Source organism: Kitasatospora sp. NPDC058218 (assembly GCF_042882445.1).
GTDB lineage: Bacteria > Actinomycetota > Actinomycetes > Streptomycetales > Streptomycetaceae > Kitasatospora.
Window position 1 is genome coordinate 43,120 of the sequence record NZ_JBHVWC010000016.1, and the last position, 25,110, is coordinate 68,229.

19 protein-coding genes and 1 tRNA gene are annotated in these 25,110 nt (G+C 72.9%); 9 read left to right on the top strand and 11 right to left on the bottom strand.

From position 1 onward, the window contains the following. Window positions 1-104 precede the first annotated feature (104 nt). The gene (locus ACFVYI_RS12475; RefSeq protein WP_387884054.1) at window positions 105-1,388 is read right to left on the bottom strand and encodes an adenylosuccinate synthase; all 1,284 of its coding nucleotides are present in this window, start codon (window positions 1,386-1,388) and stop codon (window positions 105-107) included. A 126-nt stretch (window positions 1,389-1,514) separates the two neighbouring features. On the opposite strand from ACFVYI_RS12475, the gene ACFVYI_RS12480 reads away from it, so the two are divergent. From ACFVYI_RS12480 to purM, 3 genes are all read left to right on the top strand, one after another. Then, the gene (locus tag ACFVYI_RS12480) at window positions 1,515-2,366 is read left to right on the top strand and encodes a diacylglycerol kinase (protein WP_387884056.1); all 852 of its coding nucleotides are present in this window, start codon (window positions 1,515-1,517) and stop codon (window positions 2,364-2,366) included. Between the two features lie 390 nt (window positions 2,367-2,756). After that, the gene (purF, locus tag ACFVYI_RS12485; protein ID WP_360633550.1) at window positions 2,757-4,340 is read left to right on the top strand and encodes an amidophosphoribosyltransferase; all 1,584 of its coding nucleotides are present in this window, start codon (window positions 2,757-2,759) and stop codon (window positions 4,338-4,340) included. Window positions 4,341-4,418: 78 nt separating this feature from the next. Continuing rightward, the gene (gene purM / locus ACFVYI_RS12490; RefSeq protein WP_360633547.1) at window positions 4,419-5,504 is read left to right on the top strand and encodes a phosphoribosylformylglycinamidine cyclo-ligase; all 1,086 of its coding nucleotides are present in this window, start codon (window positions 4,419-4,421) and stop codon (window positions 5,502-5,504) included. A gap of 212 nt (window positions 5,505-5,716) precedes the next feature. Here the strand turns inward: purM and ACFVYI_RS12495 are convergent, their stop codons facing one another. Further along, complete coding sequence (locus ACFVYI_RS12495; protein WP_329489015.1) at window positions 5,717-5,974, bottom strand: DUF3073 domain-containing protein; 258 nt, start codon at window positions 5,972-5,974, stop codon at window positions 5,717-5,719. Window positions 5,975-6,446: 472 nt separating this feature from the next. After that, window positions 6,447-7,610, bottom strand: a complete 1,164-nt coding sequence (locus tag ACFVYI_RS12500; RefSeq protein ID WP_387884059.1) for a Glu/Leu/Phe/Val dehydrogenase dimerization domain-containing protein — start codon at window positions 7,608-7,610, stop codon at window positions 6,447-6,449. A 207-nt stretch (window positions 7,611-7,817) separates the two neighbouring features. On the opposite strand from ACFVYI_RS12500, the gene ACFVYI_RS12505 reads away from it, so the two are divergent. Together ACFVYI_RS12505 and bldC are read left to right on the top strand one after the other, a co-directional pair. Next, a complete protein-coding gene (locus ACFVYI_RS12505; RefSeq protein WP_387884062.1) occupies window positions 7,818-8,780 on the top strand; it encodes a hypothetical protein in 963 nt (320 codons plus the stop codon). A 576-nt stretch (window positions 8,781-9,356) separates the two neighbouring features. Then, window positions 9,357-9,563, top strand: a complete 207-nt coding sequence (bldC, locus tag ACFVYI_RS12510) for a developmental transcriptional regulator BldC (RefSeq protein ID WP_014137253.1) — start codon at window positions 9,357-9,359, stop codon at window positions 9,561-9,563. Between the two features lie 356 nt (window positions 9,564-9,919). Here the strand turns inward: bldC and ACFVYI_RS12515 are convergent. Both ACFVYI_RS12515 and hrpA read right to left on the bottom strand, forming a co-directional pair. Then, window positions 9,920-9,993: transfer RNA gene (locus ACFVYI_RS12515), tRNA-Asp, on the bottom strand. 105 nt (window positions 9,994-10,098) lie between these two features. Then, window positions 10,099-14,091, bottom strand: coding sequence for an ATP-dependent RNA helicase HrpA (hrpA, locus tag ACFVYI_RS12520; protein WP_387884065.1), 3,993 nt, complete (start codon window positions 14,089-14,091; stop codon window positions 10,099-10,101). A 183-nt stretch (window positions 14,092-14,274) separates the two neighbouring features. Here hrpA and ACFVYI_RS12525 point away from each other — a divergent pair, with 183 nt between their 5' ends. Both ACFVYI_RS12525 and ACFVYI_RS12530 read left to right on the top strand, forming a co-directional pair. Beyond that, window positions 14,275-14,805, top strand: coding sequence for a SigE family RNA polymerase sigma factor (locus ACFVYI_RS12525; protein WP_387884068.1), 531 nt, complete (start codon window positions 14,275-14,277; stop codon window positions 14,803-14,805). Between the two features lie 2 nt (window positions 14,806-14,807). Next, window positions 14,808-15,719 carry a hypothetical protein gene (locus tag ACFVYI_RS12530; RefSeq protein WP_387884071.1) on the top strand — a complete coding sequence of 304 codons (912 nt, stop codon included), beginning with the start codon at window positions 14,808-14,810 and terminating at the stop codon, window positions 15,717-15,719. A gap of 119 nt (window positions 15,720-15,838) precedes the next feature. Here ACFVYI_RS12530 and ACFVYI_RS12535 read toward each other — a convergent pair whose 3' ends face one another. Then, on the bottom strand, window positions 15,839-16,810 hold the full coding sequence (locus ACFVYI_RS12535; RefSeq protein ID WP_387884074.1) for a LysR family transcriptional regulator: 972 nt from the start codon (window positions 16,808-16,810) through the stop codon (window positions 15,839-15,841). A 297-nt stretch (window positions 16,811-17,107) separates the two neighbouring features. Here ACFVYI_RS12535 and ACFVYI_RS12540 point away from each other — a divergent pair, with 297 nt between their 5' ends. Further along, a complete protein-coding gene (locus tag ACFVYI_RS12540) occupies window positions 17,108-18,028 on the top strand; it encodes a zinc-binding dehydrogenase (RefSeq protein WP_387884077.1) in 921 nt (306 codons plus the stop codon). Window positions 18,029-18,131: 103 nt separating this feature from the next. After that, a complete protein-coding gene (locus ACFVYI_RS12545) occupies window positions 18,132-19,208 on the top strand; it encodes an alpha/beta hydrolase family protein (RefSeq protein ID WP_387884079.1) in 1,077 nt (358 codons plus the stop codon). Window positions 19,209-19,255: 47 nt separating this feature from the next. On the opposite strand, the gene ACFVYI_RS12550 is transcribed toward ACFVYI_RS12545, so the two are convergent. The 5 genes from ACFVYI_RS12550 to ACFVYI_RS12570 all read right to left on the bottom strand — a co-directional run bounded on the left by ACFVYI_RS12550 (window position 19,256) and on the right by ACFVYI_RS12570 (window position 25,094). Further along, window positions 19,256-20,776 carry an ATP-binding protein gene (locus tag ACFVYI_RS12550; RefSeq protein WP_387884082.1) on the bottom strand — a complete coding sequence of 507 codons (1,521 nt, stop codon included), beginning with the start codon at window positions 20,774-20,776 and terminating at the stop codon, window positions 19,256-19,258. Between the two features lie 100 nt (window positions 20,777-20,876). Continuing rightward, window positions 20,877-21,146 carry a phosphopantetheine-binding protein gene (locus ACFVYI_RS12555; RefSeq protein ID WP_387884085.1) on the bottom strand — a complete coding sequence of 90 codons (270 nt, stop codon included), beginning with the start codon at window positions 21,144-21,146 and terminating at the stop codon, window positions 20,877-20,879. Between the two features lie 38 nt (window positions 21,147-21,184). Further along, on the bottom strand, window positions 21,185-22,741 hold the full coding sequence (locus ACFVYI_RS12560) for a class I adenylate-forming enzyme family protein (RefSeq protein ID WP_387884088.1): 1,557 nt from the start codon (window positions 22,739-22,741) through the stop codon (window positions 21,185-21,187). Beyond that, complete coding sequence (acpS, locus tag ACFVYI_RS12565) at window positions 22,738-23,784, bottom strand: holo-ACP synthase (protein ID WP_387884090.1); 1,047 nt, start codon at window positions 23,782-23,784, stop codon at window positions 22,738-22,740. Before acpS ends, ACFVYI_RS12560 begins: the two co-directional genes overlap by 4 nt. Beyond that, window positions 23,781-25,094, bottom strand: a complete 1,314-nt coding sequence (locus ACFVYI_RS12570) for a type III PLP-dependent enzyme (protein ID WP_387884093.1) — start codon at window positions 25,092-25,094, stop codon at window positions 23,781-23,783. The genes acpS and ACFVYI_RS12570 overlap by 4 nt, the downstream gene beginning before the upstream one ends. Between the last annotated feature and the right edge of the window lie 16 nt (window positions 25,095-25,110).

The window sequence follows — 25,110 nt, forward strand, 5'->3', positions numbered from 1 at the left end:
ACTCTGCACTAGATGCAAGGGATTATTGAACTAGTGCAGAACCAAAATGCCAAGAAGAAGGCCCTGCGGGACGCAGTGTCCCGCAGGGCCTCGCACACTCAGGCTCAGACGAACGAGTTGATCTGGATCGTCTCGTACCGGCCCGGGCCGACGCCGATGGCGGAGATCGGGGCGCCCGACATCTCCTCCAGCGCCTTCACGTAGGCCTGCGCGTTCTTCGGCAGGTCGGCGAAGGTCTGGGCCTTGCTGAGGTCCTCGGTCCAGCCCGGCAGCGTCTCGTAGATCGGCTTGGCGTGGTGGAAGTCGGACTGGTTGTACGGGAGCTCCTCGACGCGCTTGCCGTCGATCTCGTACGCGACGCAGACCGGGATCTGCTCCCAGCCGGTCAGCACGTCCAGCTTGGTGAGGAAGAAGTCGGTCAGGCCGTTGACCCGGGTCGCGTAGCGCGCGATCACGGCGTCGAACCAGCCGCAGCGGCGGTCACGGCCGGTGGTCACACCGCGCTCGCCGCCGATGCGGCGCAGCGCCTCGCCGTCGGCGTCCAGCAGCTCGGTCGGGAACGGGCCCGAGCCGACGCGGGTGGTGTACGCCTTCAGGATGCCGATGACCCGGTCGATCTTGGTCGGGCCGATGCCGGCACCGGTGCAGGCGCCACCGGCGGTCGGGTTCGACGAGGTCACGAAGGGGTACGTGCCGTGGTCGACGTCCAGCAGGGTGCCCTGGCCGCCCTCCAGGAGGACGACCTTGTTCGCCTTGAGCGCCTCGTCGAGCACCAGGGTGGTGTCGGCCAGGAACGGCTTGATCTTCTCCGCGTAGCCGAGGTACTCCTCCAGCACCAGCTCGGCGGGGATGGCACGGCGGTTGTACAGCTTGACCAGCAGCTGGTTCTTGTCGTGCAGCGCCGCTTCGATCTTCTGCTGCAGGATCGACTCGTCGAAGAGGTCCTGGACCCGGATGCCGACACGGTTGATCTTGTCCGCGTAGGTCGGGCCGATGCCGCGGCCGGTGGTGCCGATCCGGCGCTTGCCCAGGAAGCGCTCGGTGACCTTGTCCAGGGTGCGGTGGTACGGCGTGATCAGGTGGGCGTTGCCCGAGATCAGCAGCTTGGAGGTGTCGATGCCGCGCTCGTTCAGCCCGCTGAGCTCGGAGAGCAGCACGCCCGGGTCGATGACGACGCCGTTGCCGATCACCGGAGTCACATTCGGGCTGAGGATGCCGGAAGGCAGCAGGTGCAGGGCATACTTCTGGTCGCCGATGACCACCGTGTGACCGGCGTTGTTGCCGCCCTGGTAGCGAACGACGTAGTCGACGGAGCCGCCGAGGAGGTCGGTCGCCTTCCCCTTGCCCTCGTCCCCCCACTGAGCGCCAACGAGCACGAGTGCCGGCACAGGCGTACACCCCTTCCGGTTGGGGCATCCTGCGAAAGCCGCAGTCTGCCCCGAGATAGACGAAGCCCCTGGCGCAATAGCGCAAGGGGCTCTTGCACCGAGAGATTACCTGAGGAAGGACCGGTCGTGTCGTCCCTGTCCACGCCCGCGAGCGGCGGCCCCGAACCGCTCCTCCTGCTCCTCGACCCGGCGGCCCGGCAGACCGACGGCGAGTCCGTGCGGATCGCGAGGGACGTCCTGTGCGGAGGGGCGGACGCCAAGGTGGCCTATCCGGAGAGCCCTTCCGAACTGGACCGGGTGCTTTCGCACCGGGGTCGGCGCCGACCGGTGGTGATCGGCTCCGACCTGGCGATGCAGCGGGTGCTCCAGGCCCTCTACCGCCAGCGTGAGCTGGGTGCGGACCCGGTGGGCATGGTTCCGGTGGGGCGCTCGGACGAGCTGGTGGCGGCCCGTGCGCTCGGTGTGCCGGGCGAGCCGGTGCCGGCCGCGCGGGCGGTGCTCGCGGGGGTGCCGCGCAAGCTGGACCTGCTGGTGGACGACGGCGGTGGAGTGGCGCTCGGCGGGGTGCGGATCTCGGGCGGCGGGGCGCGCCGGACGGTGAGCCGTACGAGTGGCTGGCGTTCGCTATGGGCGAAACTGGCTGCGGCCGAGCAGGGGACCTCACTCACGATCGAGCCCGGCAAGGGCGAGCACGGCGCCCGGCTCCGGGTCGAGGCGGACGGCCGGCTGCTCGCGGACGTCCACCGGCCGGTCAGGGTGGTCGAGGTGAGCCTGCCGGGCGGGGAGGCGACCGGCGCCGGCGTGATGGAGGTCGTGGTCCGCACGCCCGGCGCACTCGTGCGCGCCCGGGCGGCGACCGTCTCGGTGACGGGGCGCGGGTTCGGCTACGAGGCGGACGGTCACCCGGTCGGCCCGGTCCGGGTCCGGACCTGGACGGTGCACCCGGGCGCCTGGGGGCTCCTGCTCCCGGCCGGCTGAGGAGGGGCACGCCCGCCGGAGGGCGGACGGGCACGTCCTGAACCCCCACCGAGCCCCCAGTGAGCCCCCGCCGGAGCCCCACCCGACCCCGCCCGACCCCGCCCGACCCCGCCCGACCCCCGCCCGGCCCCCCGTCACACCGCCGTTCCGCCCCGTCGGCCCCTCGGGTGAGCAGGCTCACGTTGCCCGCCGTTCACCTGCGGGTCGTCCGCACACGGAATGCCTCAACGGGCGCGAACCGCAAGGCCAAGCGCCCCTTCGTCGAATTCCACCACCCCGAAATCCGCCCCTGGTAAGGGGTTTTGTCTACGCGCGTTGCCGACCGATCGCCCAACAATCCCCGCCTCCCCGGTTCCGGAAGCCTGTGCCAACTGCCCTAGACTCGAAGGCGTGCCACGTGGTGACGGAAGACTCAACCACGATCTTCTTCCCGGTGAGAAAGGCCCCCAGGACGCTTGCGGCGTCTTCGGTGTCTGGGCTCCCGGCGAGGAGGTCGCCAAGCTCACGTTCTTCGGCCTTTACGCCCTGCAGCACCGCGGTCAGGAATCCGCGGGCATCGCAGTGAGCAACGGCTCCCAGATTCTCGTCTTCAAGGACATGGGACTCGTCTCCCAGGTCTTCGACGAGGCCTCCCTGGGGTCGTTGCACGGGCATATCGCCGTCGGACACGCCCGCTACTCGACCACCGGTTCCTCGGTCTGGGAGAACGCCCAGCCGACCTTCCGCGCGACCGTTCACGGTTCGCTGGCCCTCGGGCACAACGGAAACCTGGTGAACACCGCCGAACTGGCGGCCATGGTCGCCGAACTGCCCGGAGAGGAGCACGTCTCCCGCTCGGGCCGCTCGGCCGCGACCAACGACACCGATCTGGTGACGGCCCTGCTCGCCGGGCACCCGGACCTCTCCATCGAGGAGACGGCCAAGCTCGTCCTGCCCAAGGTCAAGGGCGCGTTCTCGCTGGTCTTCATGGACGAGCACACGCTCTACGCCGCCCGCGACCCGCAGGGCATCCGCCCGCTGGTGCTCGGCCGGCTGGAGCGCGGCTGGGTGGTCGCCTCCGAGACGGCGGCGCTGGACATCTGCGGCGCCTCCTTCATCCGCGAGGTCGAACCCGGCGAACTCATCGCCATCGACGAGAACGGCATGCGGACCTCCCGCTTCGCCGAGGCCAAGCCCAAGGGCTGCGTCTTCGAGTACGTCTACCTGGCCCGCCCCGACACCTCCATCGCCGGTCGCAACGTGCACCTCTCCCGCGTGGAGATGGGTCGCAAGCTGGCCGCCGAGGCGCCCGTCGACGCGGACCTGGTGATAGCGACCCCGGAGTCCGGCACGCCCGCCGCGATCGGCTACGCCGAGGCCAGTGGCATCCCGTACGGCTCGGGCCTGGTGAAGAACGCCTACGTGGGCCGCACCTTCATCCAGCCCAGCCAGACCATCCGTCAGCTCGGCATCCGGTTGAAGCTCAACCCGCTGCGCGAGGTCATCCAGGGCAAGCGCCTGGTGGTCGTGGACGACTCGATCGTCCGTGGCAACACCCAGCGCGCCCTGGTGAAGATGCTCCGGGAGGCCGGCGCGGCCGAGGTCCACATCCGGATCTCCTCGCCGCCGGTCAAGTGGCCGTGCTTCTTCGGCATCGACTTCGCCACCCGCGCGGAGCTGATCGCCAACGGCATGACCATCGAGGAGATCGGCCGCACGCTCGGTGCGGACTCGCTCTCCTACATCTCGATCGACGGCATGATCGAGGCCACCAAGCAGCCGAAGGACCGGCTCTGCCGGGCCTGCTTCGACGGTGAGTACCCGATGGAGCTGCCCGACCCGGCGCTGCTCGGCAAGCTCCTGCTGGAGGCCGAGATCAAGGGCGGCCAGCAGCCGCCCGCGGTCCGCGGCAAGCCGACCAGCGGCAGTGACCTGGACGGCGTCCAGTCCCTGCTCGGCGGAGCGGGCGCGGCCGACGCCCTGCGACGCCCGTAACGACCTGACGGTGGGGTCCCGGAACCCGGGGCCCCACCGCTGTTCCAACCCCCACTGACCCGAAAGGGCCGCACCGCAGTGACCACGAACCAGAACGGCGCCACCTACGCCGCCGCCGGCGTCGACATCGAGGCGGGCGACCGCGCCGTCGAGCTCATGAAGCAGTGGGTGAAGAAGGCGAGCCGCCCCGAGGTGGTCGGCGGCATCGGCGGCTTCGCCGGGCTCTTCGACGCGTCCGCCTTCAAGCGCTACGAGCGGCCGCTGCTGGCCTCGGCCACCGACGGCGTGGGCACCAAGGTCGCCATCGCCGCCGCCATGGACAAGCACGACACCATCGGCCACGACCTGGTCGGCATGGTCGTGGACGACCTGGTGGTGTGCGGCGCCGAGCCGCTGTTCATGACCGACTACATCTGCGTCGGCAAGGTCGTCCCGGAGCGGGTCGCCGCGATCGTCAAGGGCATCGCGGAGGGCTGCGCGCTGGCCGGCTGCGCCCTGGTCGGCGGCGAGACCGCCGAGCACCCGGGCCTGCTCGGCCCGGACGAGTACGACGTCGCGGGCGCCGGCACCGGCGTGGTCGAGGCGGACGCCCTGCTGGGCGCCGAGCGCGTCCGCGCGGGCGACGTGGTGATCGCGATGGCCGCCTCCGGCCTGCACTCCAACGGCTACTCGCTGGTCCGCCACGTGCTGCTGAACGAGGCCGGCTGGAAGCTGGACCGCAAGGTCGAGGAGTTCGGCCGCACGCTCGGCGAGGAGCTGCTGGAGCCGACCCGGATCTACTCGCTGGACTGCCTGGCGCTCACCCGGGCCACCGAGGTCCACGCCTTCTCGCACGTCACCGGCGGCGGCCTGGCGGCCAACCTCGCGCGGGTGATCCCGGAGGGCCTGCACGCCCGCCTGGACCGCGGCACCTGGACCCCGCTGCCGGTCTTCCAGACCGTCGCCGAGGTCGGCAAGGTGTCCACCCTGGAGATCGAGAAGACCCTGAACATGGGTGTCGGCATGGTCGCGGTCGTCCCGCCGCACTCGGTGGACGTCGTGCTGTCGATCCTGGAGGACCGCGGCGTCGAGGCCTGGCTGCTCGGCGACATCGTGGACCGCTCCGGCGAGCACGAGGGCGGCGCGGCGCTCTACAACGCGTACGAGGGCTTCACGGCCGGCTGAGCACGGCCGCACGCCCGCACGGCCGCGAGGCCGCACGGACACCTGGGAAGGGCCCCTCCGGCGATCGCCGGAGGGGCCCTTCGCGGTACCGGCCGACGCGCGCCGGGGCAGCCGGGAGCGTACGGACGGTCGAAGACGTGGCACCCCGCCGCGGGAACGCCGAAAACCGGCCCGGCGCTCTGGGCGCTCGGGCCGGTCAGGCCAGACTGTGACTACGCGCGGCGGCGGGCCTGCGAGGGCCCGGTACCCGACGTGCTGTCATCGTCCTCGTCGTCGTCGGCGTAACGAGCCGCGTATTCCGCGTAGGGGTCGTCGTCCTCTTCTTCCTCGATCGGCTCAGGCTCGATCGAGGCGGTAGAGGGCGATACGCCCAGCTCGTTGGACAGACGATTGGCGTCGAACCCGCCGCTGTTGTACTTCAGCTCGCGGGCGACCTTCGTCTGCTTGGCCTTGGCCCGGCCGCGCCCCATGGGTCGACCCCCTCAACGATGGGGCTCACGGCCCCGAGTCTGACACGTGTTCATGATCAAGAGCGGCCTGCCCGAATGGGGAGAACCGTCCCTTGGAGCATTAACGGTACCTGTTTCTGCCGCTGGACGGTACGTCGTCGGTGTGACGTGGCGCGCACCGGCCGCACCCAAGACCAGGTCTTCCCAGGTCACGGGAGGTTTTGCGGCAGTTTGCACGCTGTCCGGAGGTAGCTGAGGTCCGTTGTTCCGGGATCGATTATCCCCCCAAGGGGGATGTTGGATCACCCGATCGGGTGCAGAAGTGAGAATCCGGTTCCACATTGTGATGCGCGGGGGACGAGCCGCCCCCGCCCCCGCCGGCGGGCCGGGAGGTGTGCCCCGGCCCCGCCGGCGGGGCCGGAAAGGAGGGGGCCGCCCCCCGGTCCCCACGGATCCCGTGACGCACCGGCGGGCGGCCCCGGCCGCGCGGGGGTCAGCCCCGGCGGGCGCCCGGCAGCAGCACCGAGCGGAGCGCGCTGATCTCGCGCATCCGCTTCTCGGCGAGCCGGTCGGCGGCGACGGCCGGCGGGACGCCGTCGGCGGCCGCCCGGGTGAAGATCTCCAGGGTGGTGTCGAAGATCCGGGTGGCCTTGTTCTTGGCCCGCTCGAAGTTGAAGCCCTCGATCTCGTCGGCGACCTGGATCACGCCGCCGGAGTTCACCAGGTAGTCCGGTGCGTAGAGGATGCCGCGGTCGGCGAGGTCCTTCTCGACACCGGGGTGGGCGAGCTGGTTGTTGGCCGCGCCGCAGACGACGGAGGTGCCGAACTCGCCGAGCGTGCCCACGGTGGCGTCGGTGAGGGCGCCGCCGAGGGCACAGGGGGCGTAGACGTCCAGCTTGCTCTGCAGCAGGGCGGCGCTGTCGGCCACCACCTCGACCTCCGGGTGGGCGGCGCGCACGCGGTTCACGGCGGCCTCGGAGACGTCGGTGATGACGACGGTGGCGCCGTCCGCGACCAGGTGGCCGACCAGGTAGTGGCCGACCTTGCCGACGCCGGCCACGCCGACCCGCTTGCCGCGCAGGGTCGGCTGGCCCCAGCGGGCCTGGGCGCTGGCGCGCATGCCCTGGAAGACGCCGAAGGCGGTCAGGATGGAGGAGTCGCCGGCGCCGCCGTTCTCGGGCGAGCGGCCGGTCACGAACTCGGTCTCGCGGGCGATGACGTCCATGTCCTGAACGTAGGTGCCGACGTCGCAGGCGGTGATGTAGCGCCCGCGCAGGGACTCGACGAAGCGGCCGTAGGCCCGCAGCATCGCCTCGTTCTTATCCTTGTTCGGGTCGCCGATGATGACGGCCTTGCCGCCGCCGAGGTCGAGCCCGGCCAGCGCGTTCTTGTACGACATCCCGCGGGACAGGTTCAGCGCGTCCTCCAGGGCCGCCTCCTCGGAGGCGTACGGGAAGAAGCGGGTGCCACCGAGGGCCGGGCCCAGTGCGGTGGAGTGGATGGCGATGATCGCCTTGAGGCCGGAGCTGCGGTCGTGGCAGAGGACGACCTGCTCGTGGCCGTCGCCGGGGGCGGCGCCGTCCTGTTCGGTACGGAAGATCCTGCTGAGCACTCCGGGTGCGGGGTACGCGGCGGATGCGGTCTGTACGTCGGTCACTGTGGTGACTCCAGTATCCGAGGCCCGCTGCTGTGGTGCGGGCGCCTAAGGCGAAGCGTAGTCGCGCGGGCGTCCTCGATCTGCCCTCTTGTACGAGCTTGCGCAGCTTGTCCGCGTGGTGAGACGGGGGCGGCCGCGGTGCGTTCCCGAACGGCTCCTGGCCGAAGCCCTCCCGAGCGGGGGCCGGTGCGTGCGACGATGCAGAACGTGACCGTCGTGCGCACCTCCGTACTGCCGCCCTACGCCGCCCACCTGCGGGTCTACGAGCCGCTGGCCGCCTTCCCGGAGCCCGAGCGGGCGCGCTGGCAGGCCTATGCCGCGGCGCACGGGCCGGACGCCGCGGAGGCGGGCCGACCGGTGGCCGCGGCGGCGCTGGAGGAGCAGCGGGCGGCGCTGGCGGAGCTGGTCGGCCGCACGCCCCGGGCGCTGCCGGAACGGGAGAGCGAGCGGGCCTTCGTCCGGTCGGTGGACGGGGTGCTGTACGTCTGTCCGTGGGCGACCAGGCTGCGCACCTGGCAGGCGCTGGACGAACTGCGGGCGGCGGCGCCGGTGGCGCTGCTGGACACCGCGCTGCCGCCGGCCACCCGGGCGGCCGCGGAGGCGGACCGGGAGCGCTGGCGGGCCGAGCACCCGGACGCCCGGCCGTGGATCGTGACCAGCCGGTGGGAGGTGCCGGTGCGCTGGTTCCTGCCGTTCGGGGAGGAGGACCGCTGCTTCGTGCCGGCGGGGGAGGCCGGCGACGCGGCGGTCCCGGACGCGGACGCGGGTGCGGCCGATGCCGTCGGTGCCGCGGCCGGGGGGCTCGGCAAGGAGGGGAAGGGGGAGCAGGCGGCGCTGTTCTACCTGACGCCGATGGCGCAGGCGCGCCGCCGGGTGGCCCGGGCCTACCGGGCGCTGCGCGAGGCCGTGCCGGAGGGGGACCTGGCGCGCGGGGCGGAACTGGTGGGGCGGTGGCTGGAGGAGTTCCACCCGCGTTCGCTGGTGGAGTTGGACTACGGGGGGCTGGTGCACCTGCTGGGGCCGGCGGAGCTGCTGGCGGACCGTTCGGCGGGGGAGCTGGAGGACGGTCTGCGCGCGCTGCGGGCCGGCGAGGCGGCGGAGGCGCTGCGGGCGTACGAGGAGCTGACGGTGCGCTGGCGGCGGGTGCTGGCGCTGCGGTACGCGAACTGAGCCCGCGGGAGGGGTCGGTCCGGCCCGCGGGGAGGTGCCCGGAGGGGCTGTCGCGGGCCGGCCGATGGGGCGTCAGCGCTGGCCGGGCGGGGTGTCGGTGGTACTTGTAAGACTGTAAGAGTCCTACGGCCCGAGCCGTATGACCAAGGTCCTGGTTCGGGTCAATAGCTGTCGAACGTGACACTACTCACCGTTGACGCGAACTTACCCCTATGTGCAAAAATGGGACAACCAGCCCAACTTCACGTGAGCGTGCCCACTTTTGGGTGGTTCTGGAGTCGATGCGTGCTTTGCGGGAAAACGGAGGGTCTGGTCCCTCCGTAACCGGATGTCACTATAAGGTGACTGCCCGTTATGGGGTAGTCCATCGCCATCCGTCGGCCTTGAACCCGTGAGGGGTCAATTTTGGCGGTTTGGTCGATAGGGCTGGACGGATGGTGTAGTTGTAGACACCAGGACAAGCCGTTCGTCCTATAACCGACTCGGCCCGTCTATGCCATTTCGGGCATCGCGGGCCAAGGTGCAGAATTTGAAGGATAGAACCGCCCTGGTTCGGTTCTCCCGAGGAGGCCGCTCATGACCGCTCGTACCCCTGATGCTGAACCCCTGCTGACGCCGGCAGAGGTCGCCACCATGTTCCGCGTGGACCCGAAGACGGTTACCCGCTGGGCCAAGGCAGGCAAGCTGACGTCCATTCGCACGCTTGGCGGGCACCGTCGTTACCGCGAGGCGGAGGTGCGCGCCCTGCTGGCCGGTATTCCCGCCCAGCGAACCGAGGCCTGATAGGCCGAAGGCTCTTTCAAAGGGGCCGCTTACCGGACTCCGCCGGGTCCGGTAAGCGGCCCCTTTGCATGCCCGCACGCACTCCCGGAGATCATGCCGGGCGTCCGGAATGTTGAACTCCGGATAACGATTCGAGACTCCTGGGGCGGGGGGGATATACAGTTCATAGCTGTGCAATTTTACATATTAAATTAGCGCCCCCTGGGGAGGGGTGCCCCATGCCCGATCTCGGGAAAAGATAAGTGACGACGATCACACGGATCGTGACTTGTGGTCTAGACCTAGCCAGGGGTAGCGGGTGGCCCGACAAAAGCGAGAGGCCCGGAACCAGACGGTTCCGGGCCTCTCGGCTACGGCGATCCTGACGGGACTTGAACCCGCGACCTCCACCTTGACAGGGTGGCGAGCTAACCAACTGCTCCACAGGACCAGAGTGTTCCTATCTTGTTCACCCGCTTGCTGCGCTGCGAACAAGACAGACTCTAACCCATGGTGGGCCCCCAGGTCGAACTGGCTCCTGAGGGCCCCGCCCAGCTCAGAGCGTGGCCCTGGCGGCCTCCATCGCCTTCGTGATCCGCTTCTCGGAGACGGGGGTCGGCGTACCCAGTGACTGGGCGAAGAAGCTGACCCGCAGCTCCTCGATCATCCAGCGGATCGCCAGCACCTCCGGGGAGGGCTGCTGCCCGGCCGGCACGGCCGCCAGCAGCTCCCCGTACTCCTGCTGCACCTGCTGCACCTTCAGCAGCTGCTGGGCGTCCCGCTGCGGGTGGTTGGGCAGCGCCTCCAGCCGGCGGTCCACCGCCAGCAGGTAGCGCTTGAGGTCCGGCAGCCGCCGCCAGCCGGTCTCGGTCACGAAGCCCGGGTACACCAGCGACGCCAGGTGCAGCCGGATGTCGTTCACCGCCGTCAGCAGCACCGGGCTGCTCACCGCCTTCAGCCGGGTCGACGCCTTGTGGAAGGCGATCAGCGCGGTGGCCGTCTTCAGGGTGGTGTCCGCCGAGAGGTCGTAGAGGTCGGCCCGGACCTTGTCGTGCAGCTTGTCGAAGGCCGCCTCGTCCCAGGCCGGCCCGCCGGCCGAGGCCATCAGCCGATCGGTGGCGCAGGCCACCACGTCCTCGAACAGGGCCGGGACCGAGCCGTGCGGGTTGTACGAGAGCGCGAGCTTCGCCTGGTTGCCCAGCCGGCCCTGGATCGACTTGGCGGGCGAGGTGGTGGTCAGCATCAGCAGCCGCCGGGTGCCCTCCCACATCGCCTGGGTCTGCGCCTGCGGGGTGTCGAAGAGCTTGATCCCGACCGCGTCCCGCTCGTCCACCAGCGCCGGGTAGGCGCGCAGCGAGTGGCCGCGCGAGCGCTGCTCGAAGGTGCGCTGGAGCACCGGCAGCGAGGCCGGCCAGGCGGTCAGTCCGGACTGCTCGATGCCCTGGCCCGAGGCGGCGGAGGAGAGCGTCTCCTTGAGCTTGGGCTTCAGCTGCAGCCGCAGGTCCTCCAGGTCCTTGGACTCGGCGAGCTTCTTGCGCCCGTCGACCACCCGGAAGGTCACCCGGAGGTGGTCCGGTACCCGCTCGTCGTCCCAGGCCTCCGGCGGGACGGTGATCGCCGTCATCCGCTTGAGGATGTGCTCCAGGGTGGGCAGCAGGGGCTCCTGGCGGTCCTTCACCTGGCGCAGGGCGGCCTTGGCGAAGTCCGGGGCCGGGACGAAGTTGCGGCGGATCGCCTTGGGCAGCGCCCGGATGTAGGCGGTGACCAGCTCCTCGCGCAGGCCGGGGATCTGCCAGTCGAAGCCCTCGGCGGTGACCTGGTTGAGCACCGGGAGCGGGATGTGGACGGTCACGCCGTCCGCGTCGCTGCCCGGTTCGAACTGGTAGGTCAGCTTGAAGCGGAGCTTGCCCTGCTGCCAGTAGTCCGGGTAGTCCGCTTCGGTGACGCCGTCCGCCGAGTCGTTGATCAGCATCGACTTCTCGAAGTTGAGCAGGTCCGGCTGGTCGTGCCGGGTCTTCTTCCACCAGGAGTCGAAGTGCCGGGTGGAGACGATGTCGTCCGGCAGCCGGCTGTCGTAGAAGTCGAACAGGGTCTGGTCGTCGACCATGATGTCCCGGCGACGGGCCCGGTTCTCCAGCTCCTCGACCTCGCTGAGCAGCTTGCGGTTCTCGGCGAAGAACCGGTGGTGGGTCTCCCAGTCGCCCTCGACCAGCGCGTTGCGGATGAACAGCTCGCGGCAGAGCTCCGCGTCGATCCGGCCGTAGTTGACCTTGCGCTGGGCGACGACCGGCATCCCGTAGAGGGTCACCTTCTCGTACGCCAGCACCGCGCCGGCCTTCTTCTCCCAGTGCGGCTCGCTGTAGCTGCGCTTGATCAGGTGGCCGGCCAGCGGCTCCACCCACTCGGGCTCGATCTTCGCGTTGATCCGCGCCCAGAGCCGGGAGGTCTCGACCAGCTCGGCGGACATCACCCAGCGCGGCGGCTTCTTGAACAGGCCGGAACCGGGGAAGACCGCGAACCGGGCACCGCGGGCGCCGCCGTACTCGCGCTTCTCGACGTCGAAGAGGCCGATGTGCGAGAGCAGGCCCGCCAGCAGCGACTGGTGGATCCGGTCGGCGTCCGGCTCGGCGTCGGGGTGCGGCTCCTCGATGGTGACACCGAGCTGCTTGGCGACCGTACGGAGCTGGGTGTAGATGTCCTGCCACTCCCGTATCCGCAGGTAGTTGAGGAACTCGGCCTTGCACATCCGGCGGAAGGCCGAGGAGGAGAGCTCCTTCTGCTGCTCCCGGACGTAGCGCCACATGGCGAGGTAGGAGAGGAAGTCGGAGGTCTCGGACTGGAAGCGGCGGTGCCGGTCGTCGGCGGCCTGGCGCTTCTCGGTGGGGCGCTCGCGCGGGTCCTGGATGGAGAGCGCGGCGGCGATCACCATGACGTCGCGGACGCAGCCGTTCTTGTCGGCCTCCAGGACCATCCGGGCCATCCGCGGGTCCACCGGGAGCTGGGCCAGCTGGCGGCCGAGCGGGGTGAGGCGCTTGCGGACGTCCTTCTCCTCGGGGTCCAGTGCGCCGAGTTCGTGGAGGAGGTTGACGCCGTCCTTGATGTTGCGGGAGTCCGGCGGGTCCAGGAACGGGAAGGCGGCGATGTCGCCGAGGCCGGCGGCGGTCATCTGGAGGATGACCGAGGCCAGGTTGGTGCGCAGGATCTCGGCGTCGGTGAACTCGGGGCGGGAGAGGAAGTCCTCCTCCGAGTACAGCCGGATGCAGATGCCGTCCGAGGTGCGGCCGCAGCGGCCCTTGCGCTGGTTGGCGCTGGCCTGGCTGATCGCCTCGATCGGCAGCCGCTGCACCTTGGTGCGGTGGCTGTAGCGGGAGATGCGGGCGGTGCCCGGGTCGATCACGTACTTGATGCCCGGGACGGTGAGGCTGGTCTCGGCGACGTTGGTCGCCAGGACGATCCGGCGGGAGCCGGAGCGCTGGAAGACCTTGTGCTGCTCGGCCGAGCTCAGCCGGGCGTAGAGCGGGAGGACTTCGGTGAACTTCAGCTTCAGCTTGTCGAGGGCGTCGGCGGTGTCGCGGATCTCGCGCTCGCCGGAGAGGAAGACCAGGATGTCGCCGGGGCCCTCGGCCTGGAGCTCCTCGGCGGCCTCGCAGATCGCCTGGATCTGGTCGCGGTCCCGGTCGGCGTCGCTGGGGCCGTTGTCGCCGTCCACGTCGGCGTCGTCGTCGACGATCGGCCGGTAGCGGACCTCGACCGGGTAGGTGCGGCCGGACACCTCGACGATCGGGGCGTCGCCGAAGTGGTGGGCGAAGCGCTCCGGGTCGATGGTCGCCGAGGTGATGACGACCTTGAGGTCCGGGCGGCGGGGCAGCAGCTGCTTGATGTACCCGAGGATGAAGTCGATGTTGAGGCTGCGCTCGTGCGCCTCGTCGATGATCAGGGTGTCGTACTGGCGCAGCTCGCGGTCGGTCTGGATCTCCGCGAGCAGGATGCCGTCGGTCATCAGCTTGACCAGGGTGTCCGGGCCGACCTGGTCGGTGAACCGGACCTTCCAGCCGACCGCCTCGCCGAGCGGCGTGCGCAACTCCTCCGCCACGCGCTCGGCCACCGTGCGGGCGGCGATCCGGCGGGGCTGGGTGTGCCCGACCAGGCCGCGGACCCCGCGGCCCAGCTCCAGACAGATCTTCGGGATCTGGGTGGTCTTGCCGGAGCCGGTCTCGCCCGCCACGATCACCACCTGGTGGTCGCGGATGGCGGCGAGGATCTCGTCCTTCTTCTGGCTGACCGGCAGCTCGGCGGGATAGCCGATCTCGGGGACGGCGGCCCGGCGCCGCGCGACCAGCAGCTCGGCGCGCTCGATGTCGCCGGCGATCTCGGCGGCGACCTTCTGCCGGGCCTCGGGCTTGCGGACCCGCCGGGCGCCCTCCAGCCGGCGCCCGATCCGCACCTGGTCGCGCAGGGTCAGTTCGGGCAGGCGGGCGGCGAGCTCGCCGATACCGGGGCCGCCGCCGTCGGTGGACGCGTCGGCGGACTGGACTGCGGGAGAACTCACTGCGGGCATCCCTCTAGGTTCGCAAGGAGATGCGGTGGCGCGCACCTCGGTTTTCGAGCTCCTCCAGTGTCACAGCCGCCGCCGGGGATGTGCGAACCCCGTCCGGGGCGGCGTGCGGGCAACCGCGGGGTCCGGGGCAACGGTCGGGGACGGTGGCGGGCTCTGGTGGGTGAGGGGGTGCTCATGGGAGCGCAGAAGACCGAGCGGGACGAGGAGTTCCGCGCGTTCATCGCCGTGGCGTGGACGCGCCTGCTGAGGACGGCGTACCTGCTGGCCGGGGACGCGTACGCGGCGGAGGACCTCGTCCAGCAGGCCCTGGAACGGGCGTACGTCGCCTGGGGCAGGGTCCGCGGAGCGGACGACCCGCACGCCTACGTGCGCCGGATCCTGGTCAACGAGCACGCCCGGCGGTTCCGGCGCAGGCCGCCGGAGCAACTGGTCACCGCCGTGCCCGAGCGGGCCGGGCCGGAGGGCCAGGACGGGTTCGAGCGGCTGGCCGAGCGGGCCGCCCTGCTGACCGCCCTCGGCGCGCTGCCGCCCAGGCAGCGGCAGGCCGTGGTGCTCCGGTACTGGGAGGACCTCAGCGAGACGCAGGTCGCGGCGGCGATGGGCTGCTCGGTCGGGACGGTGAAGAGCCAGTCCGCGAAGGGCCTGGCCAAGCTGCGGGCGGCCACCTCACTGCGTGGGATGACGACGATCGGAGGCAGGGGATGAGCATGCGGGACGGACAGGACCTGAGCGAGGACGAGGCGGCGGCCGTACGGGGGCTGACCGAGCTGGCCGAGGCGGCCGACCTCCGGCCGGCGCCGTACGAGCTGCTGGTCACGGGCGGCCGGCGGCGGCTGCGGCGGCGCCGGCTCTCGACGGCCGGGGCCGCCCTGGTGCTGCTGGCGGCGGTGGTCGGCGGCGGTACGGCGCTGGGCGGGATCGGCCGGGGCACGGCGGGGGCCCCGGCCGTCGCCGCGGTGCTGCCGGCCGCCGCGGCGACCGGCGCGTCCGTGAGCGCGACCGCCGCGGCGACGGCGACGCCCACGGCCGCCGGGCGGGACCCGTTCACCCCCGTCCGGGTGGTGGTCGGGAAGGGCACCGCCGACGGCAAGGAGTGGAAGGCCTGGGCCGCGCTCTGGCCCGCCGGGACCAAGGAGCAGGCCCTCCGGCAGGCCGAGCTGATGTGGGCGGAGCGGCACGCCGCCATCCCGCAGCTGCCGGAGCCCGTGGAGGCCGACGTGCTCCGCTCCTGGCGGGCCGGCCGGGACCTGGTGAACCTCTACCTCACGGTGGACGGCCGGCGGCAGGTCGACGACTCGGTGCACGACAGTGCCGTACCGGGTGCGCCGAGCCCGCTGTCGACCGGCCGCGACGCCGGTCTGGAGGGCACGCTGCTCGGCTTCAAGGGCGGTGAGATGCACGCCTCGCCGGTGCTGCTGGCCGCCGTCGCCCTGGACGTCGCCCGGGTGGTCGTCACCTGGGACGACGGCAGCACCACCGAGCCGGTACCGGTCGCCGTCGGCGACTCCCCGGTCCGGTGGTTCGGGGTGGCGAAGAAGGCGGGCGGCAGCGCGAAGTCCATCACGCTCCTCGGGCAGGACGGCAGCGTGCTCGCCACCGACAAGGACTGGATGAACTGACGGGCGGCGGCGTGCGGCGGCGCCCGGTCCTGGTGGGCCGGTCGGGCGGGTACAGGGGTCCCGCCCGGCCGGCGGCCGTCCGGGGAGGCTTCGTTCCGGTCGGCGCCGGGCCGGTGGCGTCAGCCGTCCAGGGCCGCCTCGTCCGGGCCGGGCAGCCAGTCGCGGGCCGGGTCGTACTCCAGCCAGCGGCTGCGCCGGGCCGCCCCGGTGAACGCTCCGAGCAGCGGATCCAGCCGGTGCGGCGGCTCGTCGGTGTCGCGCCAGAGCAGCGACCAGGCGTAGAGCGGGGTGGGGTCGGCCAGCGGGACGGTCCGGATGCCGGGGCTGCCGGGGCCGCCCGGCAGGTCGGGGAGCGGGCAGTCGGCGGGGAGCAGCGAGAAGCAGGCCGGATCGGTGCGGATCCGCTCGGCGAAGCGCTCCAGGCCGAGATTGGTCGAGCCGGCCCGCTCCTCGATGCCGAAGCGGTCGGCGAACCGGGTCAGGAAGTCCAGCCGGTCCACCGCGGCCGGGTAGTGCAGCACGCTGCCGCGCAGGTCGCCCGGGCGCAGGACGTCGCGGCCCGCCAGCGGGTGGTCGGTGCTCAGCAGCGCGTCCACCGGTTCCAACCGGACCAGCCGGTGCGCCAGCCCTGCGTCCCGGCCGTCCGGCAGCGGGTGCACCCGGCCGAAGCCGGCGTCCGACTCGCCGCGCTGCAGGGCCGCCGCCACCGACGGGAGGTCCCGCCCGGGGACGGGCTCCACCTCCAGCCCGGGCACCCCCTCGACGGCCCGGGCGAGCGTCCGCATCGGCGCGTACAGGTGCCCCCAGACGTCGACGCGCAGCGGGCGCCGGGCGCCGGCCACCGCGGCCACGGCGAGGTCGCCCTGGGCGAGCAGCCGTCGGGCGGGCTCCAGGAACCGGTGCCCGGCCCCGGTGAGCCCGACCCCGCGCGGGTCGCGGTCGAGGAGGCGGGCGCCGAGCGCCGCCTCCAGCCGGGCGACCCGCTTGGACAGGGCCTGCTGGCTGATCGCCAGCCGCGCGGCGGCGCGTCCGAAGTGCAGCTCCTCGGCCGCCGTCGCGAAGGCGCGGACCTGGGCGAGATCGAGATCCATGGCCGCCCACCCTAGGCCCTGTCCGCCCGCCGAGATCGACCGGACGGGACCTGGACGAGCCCCAGGTGCCGGAGCCCGGCCGGCGATGCCCTCGAAGGCCGGCCACCGCCCCGGCCGCCGCTGCCCGGGTGCCGCTGCCGGGGTGCCGCCCGCCGGGGCGGTGGCCGGGTGGCCCGACAACGGCTGGTTGTCGGGCCCGGTGAGGCGGTTGTTGGACCGGGTCCGCGCGGCCGGGGTCTGCTGGTGCCACCGCCTCGGCCGGACCGGCCGGCGAGGGGAGAGGGAGGGCCGAGGACCATGAAGGCGCTGACACCGACCGGACGGGCGGACGCGACGGTGGCGTTCGCGGAGGTGGAGCAGCCGCGGCCGGGTCCGGGCGAGGCCCTGGTGAAGGTCGAGGCGTTCGCGGTGAACCGCGGCGAGACGTTCCAGCTGGAGACCCCGAGGCCCGGCTGGCGGCCCGGCAAGGACATCGCCGGCCTGGTCGTGCAGGCCGCCGCCGACGGCTCCGGCCCGGCCGTCTGCCGCCGGGTCGTCGGCCACCCGCCGGCCGGCGGCTGGGCCGAGTACGTGTGCGTGCCCACCGGCTCGCTCGCCGAGATCCCCGACGGACTGGACGCCGTCCGGGCCGCCGCCCTCCCGCTGGCCGGGCTCACCGCGCTGCGCCTGCTGCGCACCGCCGGCGCGCTGGCCGGCCGCCGGGTGCTGCTCACCGGTGCGTCCGGGGGCGTCGGCCACTACGTCACCGAGCTGGCCTCGGCGGCGGGCGCGGAGCTGACCGCCGTCACCGCCTCGGCGGAGCGCGGGCGGCGGCTGGTGGAGCTGGGTGCGGCGGAGGTGGTCCACGAGGTCGGCGCGGCGCGCGGCCCGTACGACCTGGTGCTGGAGTCGACGGGCGGCGCCGACCTGCCGTCGGCGCTCGCCCGGCTGGCCCGGCGCGGCACGCTGATCTGGTTCGGCCAGGCCTCCCGGACGCCGGTGACGCTGGACTTCTTCGACTTCTTCGCCGGGCCGGAGTCCGCCACGCTGCGGCACTTCCACTACGCGGACTCCGACGTGGCCGACGGCGAGGACCTTGCCACCCTGGTCCGCCTGGTGGGGGAGGGGCGGCTGACCCCGGAGCTCGGCCGGATCGCGCCCTGGGCGCAGACCGCCGCCGTGCTCACCGACCTGAGGGAGCGGCGGATCCGCGGCAAGGCCGTGCTCACGCTGTCCTGACGTGCAGCGCCCTGTTCCGGGGCGCCCCTGCCGTTCGGCGCTCTGCCGTTCGGGGCCCTGACGTAACTTCCCACCTCCTGACCTGAGATGAGTGTGATCTCCGATGACCGACGCGCCCGACCTCTCCTTCCTCGACCACCCAGGCCTGCTGCCGGCCTTCGTCGAGGAGAACCGCCCGCGGGCCACCGGCGCCGGGCTGGACCCGCACGAGTACACCCGGGTCACCGCCGCGCTGCGCTCCACGCGTGAGTGGCCCGAGGCGTTCCGGGCCGCCGGCCGGCGCCACCGGGCCGCCGCCGACCGCGCCGCCGCCGAGGGCCGGTCGCTCTCGGCCGGCGAGGCCTACCGAACGGCCGCCCGGTGGTTCCACTGCGCCGGTCTGCTCCCGCACCCCGACCGGGCCGGCGCCGCCCGCGTCGCCGACGAGGCGGACGAGGCGATGCGCGCCGCGCTGGCCCACCTCGACCCGGCGGCCGAGCGGGTCGAGGGCGAGTCCTTCGCGGGCTGGCTGCGTCGTCCGGTCGGGGCCGGTCGGCGCCCGCTGGTGATCGTCGTCCCGGGGATGGACTCCGGGAAGGAGGAGTTCCACGCGGTCGCCGAGGCGCTGCTGGCGCGGGGCGCGGCCGTCTTCGCCCTGGACGGCCCCGGTCAGGGCGTCCTCGCCGCGACCAGCGCCCCCGAGCCGGACTACCACCGGGTGGTCGGCCGGGTGATCGACGCGGTGGCCGTCCGGGAGGGGGTGGACGTCGACCGCATCGGCGTGGTCGGGCTGAGCCTCGGCGGCTACTACGCCGCGGTCACCGCCGCCCGCGAGCCGCGGGTCCGGGCCACCGCGGTCGTCAGCGGCCCGTACCGGCTGGACTGGGAGGCCCTGGTGCCGTTCGTCGTCGCCACCCTGATCCAGCGCTGCGGGAGCGAGGAGGCGGCCCGTGCCTTCGTCGGCCGGGTCGACCTGACCGCCCTGGCCCGGGAGATCACCGGTCCGCTGCTGGTCGTCGAGGGCGGCGAGGACCGGATCCCCGGTGTCACCAACGCCGGGGCGCTGGCCCGCCGGGCTCCCCGGGCCGAGCTCCTGCTCGTCCCGCACGGCAACCACCTGCTCGGCAACGCCCTCGCGGACTGGCTCCCCGCCACCGCGGACTGGCTCACCGCGCGGCTGGACCACGTGACGGCGGGCTGACCAGACCCGCAGCACCGCGCGCCCGGCCGTCCACGCGGGTGGCCGGGTCAGTCGGCCTGGCCGGGGCGGCCGAGAGTCTCCGAGAAGCAGAGCCTGGTCCGCATGATCCGGGTCCAGAGCACCAAGTCCCCCAGGACGCGGGCGTGGTGGGCGGCGGCGCGCACGTTCTCCTCGTCGCAGGGCAGCAACCGGGCGGCCACCCCGGACTCCACCAGCCGGGCGTGGTGCTCGGCGAGCGTGCAGAAGTACTGGGCGTGCCGGTGCCGCAGGGCGGAGTGGTGGCCCGCCTCGACACTGCGCTCGACCGCGAACGCCCGCAGCGGGCCGATCAACCGGTACCGGAGCTGGTCGCCGTACCGGTGGACGGTGACCAGGGACTGGGTGACCAGGTCGCGCAGCGCCCGGGCGGTGTCCAGCGCGCTCTCGGCCTCCGCCCCGCAGTCGGTGCCGGCGACCAGGTGTTCGGCGGCCTCCAGGGAGAATCCGCCGCGGAAGACCGAGACCGCGGCGAAGACCCTCTGCTCGATCGGCCGCAGCCGGATCCAGCTGCGCTGCAGGGCCTGCCGCAGTGACTGGTGGTGGCCCTGCTGCGGGGCGCGGCGGCGCTCCAGCAGGTCCAGCTGGTGGGCCATCCGGGAGAGGATGTCCTCCAGGGTCATCGCGCTGAGCTGGCTGGCGGCCAGCTCCAGGGCCAGCGGATGGCCGTCCAGTGCCGCGCAGAGGTGGGCCACCGCGGCGCAGTTGGCCTCGGAGAGCGACCAGAACGGGGCCGCCTCGGTGGCCCGTTGGACGAACAGCCGGCCGGCGGGGGAGCCGAGGACGCCTTGGCGGGTCGGGCTCCGGGGGACGGTGATCGGGCCGAGCTGCCAGCTGGACTCCAGGGCGAGGCCGAGCGGTTCGCGGCTGGTGGTCAGCAGCCTGGTCCGGTTGTCGGCCGAGCGCAGCAGGAAGGCCGCGAGCCGGGACACCGCGTCGAGGGCGTCGTCGGCGTTGTCGAGGACCAGCAGGGCGGGCGGCCGGGTGCGGCCGCCGCGCAGTTCGCCGGTGAGCGTGGCCAGCGCCTCGCGGGTGTCGTCCTGGGCGAGGTCGACGAACCAGACCGGACCCGGTGCCCGGAGCGCGTACTCGGCCGCCACCCGGGACTTGCCGATGCCCGGTGGACCGGTGAGGGTGGCCGCCCGGTGGTGCTCCAGGACCTGCCGGAGTCTTCGCAGGTCGTCGCCCCGGCCGAGCAGTTCGGTCCCGTGGACGGGGGGCGTCAGGCTGACCGGGTCGTGCGGCGGCTGCCCGCCGCGGCCCGGCGGCGCCGCGTCGGGGGCGGCGACGGGGCGCCGGGTGCGGCGAAGCTCGCGCAGGACGCGGTCGGCCTCGGCGCGGGAGAGCTGCAGCGCCCGGCAGAGCGCGAGGATCGAACTCTGCCGGGGCCGGCCGATCCGTTCGTTCTCCAGGTTGCCGATGGTTCGGACGCTGACTCCCGACGCGTCGGCCAGTCGCTCCTGCGTCCACCCCCGGGACTCCCGGAAGGTGCGCAGAAGACGGCCGGACTCCCCGGCACCGGCCGACGTCACGTCATCGGCATACACGCGGCCACCCCCACAGTGATCTGCCCCGGGGTGAAGATACCGACCTACGCGATGTCAGGTCTAGACCAACCTGGAACGCTGCAGGTCAGGCGGTTGCCGAAAGCTCACCGCGGGTGGTCAGGACGAAGTCGGTGAACGTGCCGACGGAGGCGAAGTCCTCGATGTCCAGCGTCTCCGGGTCGACGACCAGGTCGATCGAGTCCTCCAGGGCCATCAGGAGTTCCAGCATCGTCGTCGAGTCCAGGTGCAGGTCGTCGAAGAGGCGGATGTCGTCGGCCAGGCCGGCGATCTCGCGCTCCAGCACGTCGCTGAGGGCGGTCTCCAGGGCGTTCACGATGTACTGACGGTCAGTCATGATCATTCCTTTGTTCGTCCGTTGGGATGTTCGGCGGGTCAGACGGCGGCGGCTTCGGCGAGCGCGGCCGCCAGCCGGCGGCGGTCGACCTTGCCGTTGGCGCTGAGCGGCAGCTCGTCCAGCACCACGCACCTGCGCGGGATCTTGTACACCTCGATCTGCTCGCGCATCAGCTCCAGGACCTCGGGCGCCTCGATCCGCCCGACCACGGCGAGCACCGACGGCCGGCGGCCCTCGGGCGGGAGGACGGCGGCCGAGACCACGCCCGGCACCCGGTGGGCGGCGGCCTCCACCTCGGTCGCGCTGAGCCGGAACCCGTTCTCCTTGTAGAGGTCGTCCCGGCGGCCGCTGAAGTAGACGAAGCCGTCCTCGTCGAGCCGGCCGTAGTCGCCGGTCCAGAGCTCGGGGAAGAGGCCGTCCCGGTGCCGGAACCGTTCGGCGTTCAGCTCCGGACGGCGCCAGTAGCCGGCCATCACGTGCGGGCCGCGGACCACCAGCTGCCCGATCTCACCGGGCGGCAGCGCGGCGCCGTCGTCGTCGACGGCGAGGACCTCCGTGCCGGGCAGCGGCAGGCCGCAGGAGCCGGGCCGGGCCAGGTCGCCGTCCGGCGGCATGATCGTGGCCCGCTTGCACTCGGTCAGGCCGTACATGACCTGGACCTTGAGGCCCGGGAGGGCCTCGCGCAGGGTGGCGATGGTCTCCGTGGACAGGGCGGCCCCGGTGTTGGTGAGCAGCCGCAGGGCGGGCAGCTTCTTCGCCGACCGGCGCAGCAGCCAGGCCAGGCCCTCGGCGGCCGAGGGGACACCGGGCAGGACGGTCGCGCCGGTGGCGGCCAGCCGGCGCAGCAGCAGCGGGCCCGCCTCGTTCGGCCGGCCGAGCCACAGGTGGGCGCCGCTCAGCACGGCCAGGTGGACCTGGTAGAGGCCGTAGTCGAAGGAGAGCGGCAGCGGGCAGTAGACGACGTCCTCCGCGCGGTAGCCGAGCACGGACTGGATGGCCCGGGCCGCGAACAGCACCTGTTGGTGGGTGCTGACCACGGCCTTCGGCAGGGCGGTGGTGCCGGAGGTGTAGATCAGGCTGACCGGATCGACCACCAGCACCCCCGGGTCGGCCGGCGCTCCGGCGGGGTCGGGCAGCGGCTCGGCGGGGTCGGCCGGGGCCGCCGGGAGGGCCGGGAAGGCGGCGTCGGTCAGGGCCGACAGGGGCACCGCGGCGATCGAGCGCGCGTCGGCGTCGGCCCGGTCGGCCGCGTCCTCGGTGATCAGCAGCCGCGGCTCGCAGTCGGCGAGGACGTGGGCCAGCGGGGCGCCGTGGACCTGCTCGTGCAGCAGGGTGTAGGCGGCGCCCACCCGGGAGGCCGCGAAGACGAGCACCGCGAGGGCCGGCCCGGACGGCGCCGCCACCACGACGCGGTCGCCCCGGCCGACCCCGGTCGCCCGCAGCCACCGGGCCACCCGCACGGCGGCCGCCGCGAACGCGCGGTAGTCCAGGGTCAGCTCGTCCTGCGACAGCGCGGGGCGGTCGGGCCAGCGCTCGGCCGCCCGGTCGAGCAGCTCGTGCAGCAGGGCCGGCGGCGACGGCTCCGGTCCGGTCATCGGGAACTCCCATCGGCGGTGGTGGACTCGGTGGATCCGGCCGGCCCGGTGGGCGCGGCCTTGCCGGCGCGGGCCGGCGGGGGCACCACGGCGGTCGCCGTGGCGGTGCAGACGAGCAGCGGTTCGGCCAGCACCTCGGCGGCCGAGGAGGACCGCTCCGGCCGGGCGGCGATCACCTTGTACGCCTCGAACTCGACCACTCGTCGCAGCCGGGTGCGGCGGGCCAGCCGGGCGGTCAGCTCCAGGTAGTCGCCGGGGTGGCAGGGCGCGGTGAACCGGACGGCGGAGTACTCGGATAGCAGTCCCTCGTCGCCGTCGGTACGGATGGTGATCTCGGTGATCAGGTCGCCGAACAGGCCCAGCAGGCGGGCGCCGGGGACGAGGCCGCCGCCGTAGTGGGCGTCCTCCGGACCGAGCCGCAGCCGCAGCCGGGCGACGACCGGCGGTTCGTCCGGCAGGGTGGTGTCGGGGACGGCGCCGTCGGGCGCGGTGGCGTTCGGCGCGGGCCCGGTGGGGTGGGGCTGCGGCGTGCGCGGCGGGGTGACGGTCGGTCGGTCCATACGGGGTTCCTCCGGGGCGGCGCGGTCGGAGCGGTCGGCGAGGTCGGGGTGCTCGGAAGGTGGGGCAGGGGCAGGGACGGGGGTCGGCGGCCCGGGCGGGTCGAGCCGGCCGACCGCCACGGCGGTCACCGTCCGGCGCTTGTGGGCGATCGACACGGCGGTCGCGGCCAGGCCCAGTTCGGCGGCCCGGGCGGCGGCCCGGCCGTGCAGCCGGAGCGACGGCCGGCCCGTCGGGTCCTGGCCGACGGCGATCTCGCGCGGTGCGATGCCGCGCAGCAGCCCGATGCCGAGCACCTTCAGCACGGCCTCCTTGGCGGCGAACCGGCCGGCCAGGAACTCCCGGCGCCGGCCCGCCCCGAGCTGCTCCGCCCGGGCCAGCTCCTCCTCGGCGAAGCAGTGCCGCAGGAACCACGGCCGCTCGCAGAGCCGGTCGAGCTCCCCGAGTTCCAGGACGTCGATGCCGACCAGCGGCGCACCGGTCACCGCTCGACCTCCGCCCCCGCCCCGGTGGCCGCCCCGGCGAGCGGGTCGACCAGCCGCTGCTTGGCCAGCAGATCGGCCAGGGTGTCCCGCTCCCGGACCAGATGGGCCGTCCCGCGGTGCACCAGGACCTCGGCCGGGTAGCCGTGGCTGAGGAACAGCCCCGGTGAGGCCGTCGGCCCGTACGCGCCGGACCGCTCGACCCCGAGCAGGTCGCCCGGGGCCACCTCGGGCAGTTCGACCTTCTTCGCGATGACGTCGTTCGGTGTGCACAGCGGCCCGGTGACGGAGTAGGCGCGCACGGCGGGCTCGGCGGGCCGCCCGAGGTGGCGGATCGGGAAGTTGCGCTTCACGAAGCTGCCCACGCCGACCGCCGCCATGTGGTGGTTGGTGCCGCCGTCGGCGACCACGAACCACTCGCCCTTGGACTGCTTCACGTAGCGGGCCCGGACGACGTAGGTGCCGGCCCAGGCGGTGAGGTAGCGGCCGAGCTCCATGATCAGCCGGCAGTCCGGGTGCCGGGCCGCGAACGGAGCCACCACCTCGTGCAGGCCGGCGCCCAGTCGGGCCAGGTCCAGCTCCTTCTCGTTGTCGAAGTACGGCACGCCCAGGCCGCCGCCGAAGTCCACCGTCCCCAGCGGGACGCCGAGTTCGTCCGACAGCCGCTCGGCCGCCGCCAGGATCTCCCGGGTGTTGTGCACGACGTCGGCGTGGTCGAGGAACCGGGTGCCCATGTAGGCGTGCAGGCCCGTGAGTTCGACGTGCCGAAGGCCCGCCAGGGCCGGCCGGGCCGCCCGCAGGACGTCCAGGTCGATGCCGAACTGGCGCGGCTTGCCGCCCATCGCGAGGCCGGAGCCCTTGGTGGCGAAGTCGGGGTTGATCCGCAGCATCGCGCGGCACGGGCCGGTGCCGGCCGCCGCCACCAGCTCGTCCAGCTGAAGCAGTTCCTCCACCGACTCGCAGACCACCGCGTGGATGCCGGCCTCGACGCACGCGGCCAGCTCGGCGGCGTCCTTGCCGGGCCCGAGGAAGATCACGTCCTGCGGCGCGACGCCCGCCCGCAGCGCGGTGACCAGCTCGACGTGCGAGGAGACCTCCGCCCCGGCACCCAGCGACCGCAGCAGGGCGCAGACGCTGATGTTGGGGTTGGCCTTGAGCGAGAAGAAGACGTCGACCTCGGCGGGCAGGGCGGCCCGGAGGTCCCGGAAGGTGCGTTCGAGCACCTCGCCGTCGTAGACGAAGAGCGGAGTGCCGAACTGCTCGGCCAGCTCCGTGATCGCGATTCCCTGGAACCGCGTCTCGCCTGTGCTCATCGGTGGGCCCCTTCGA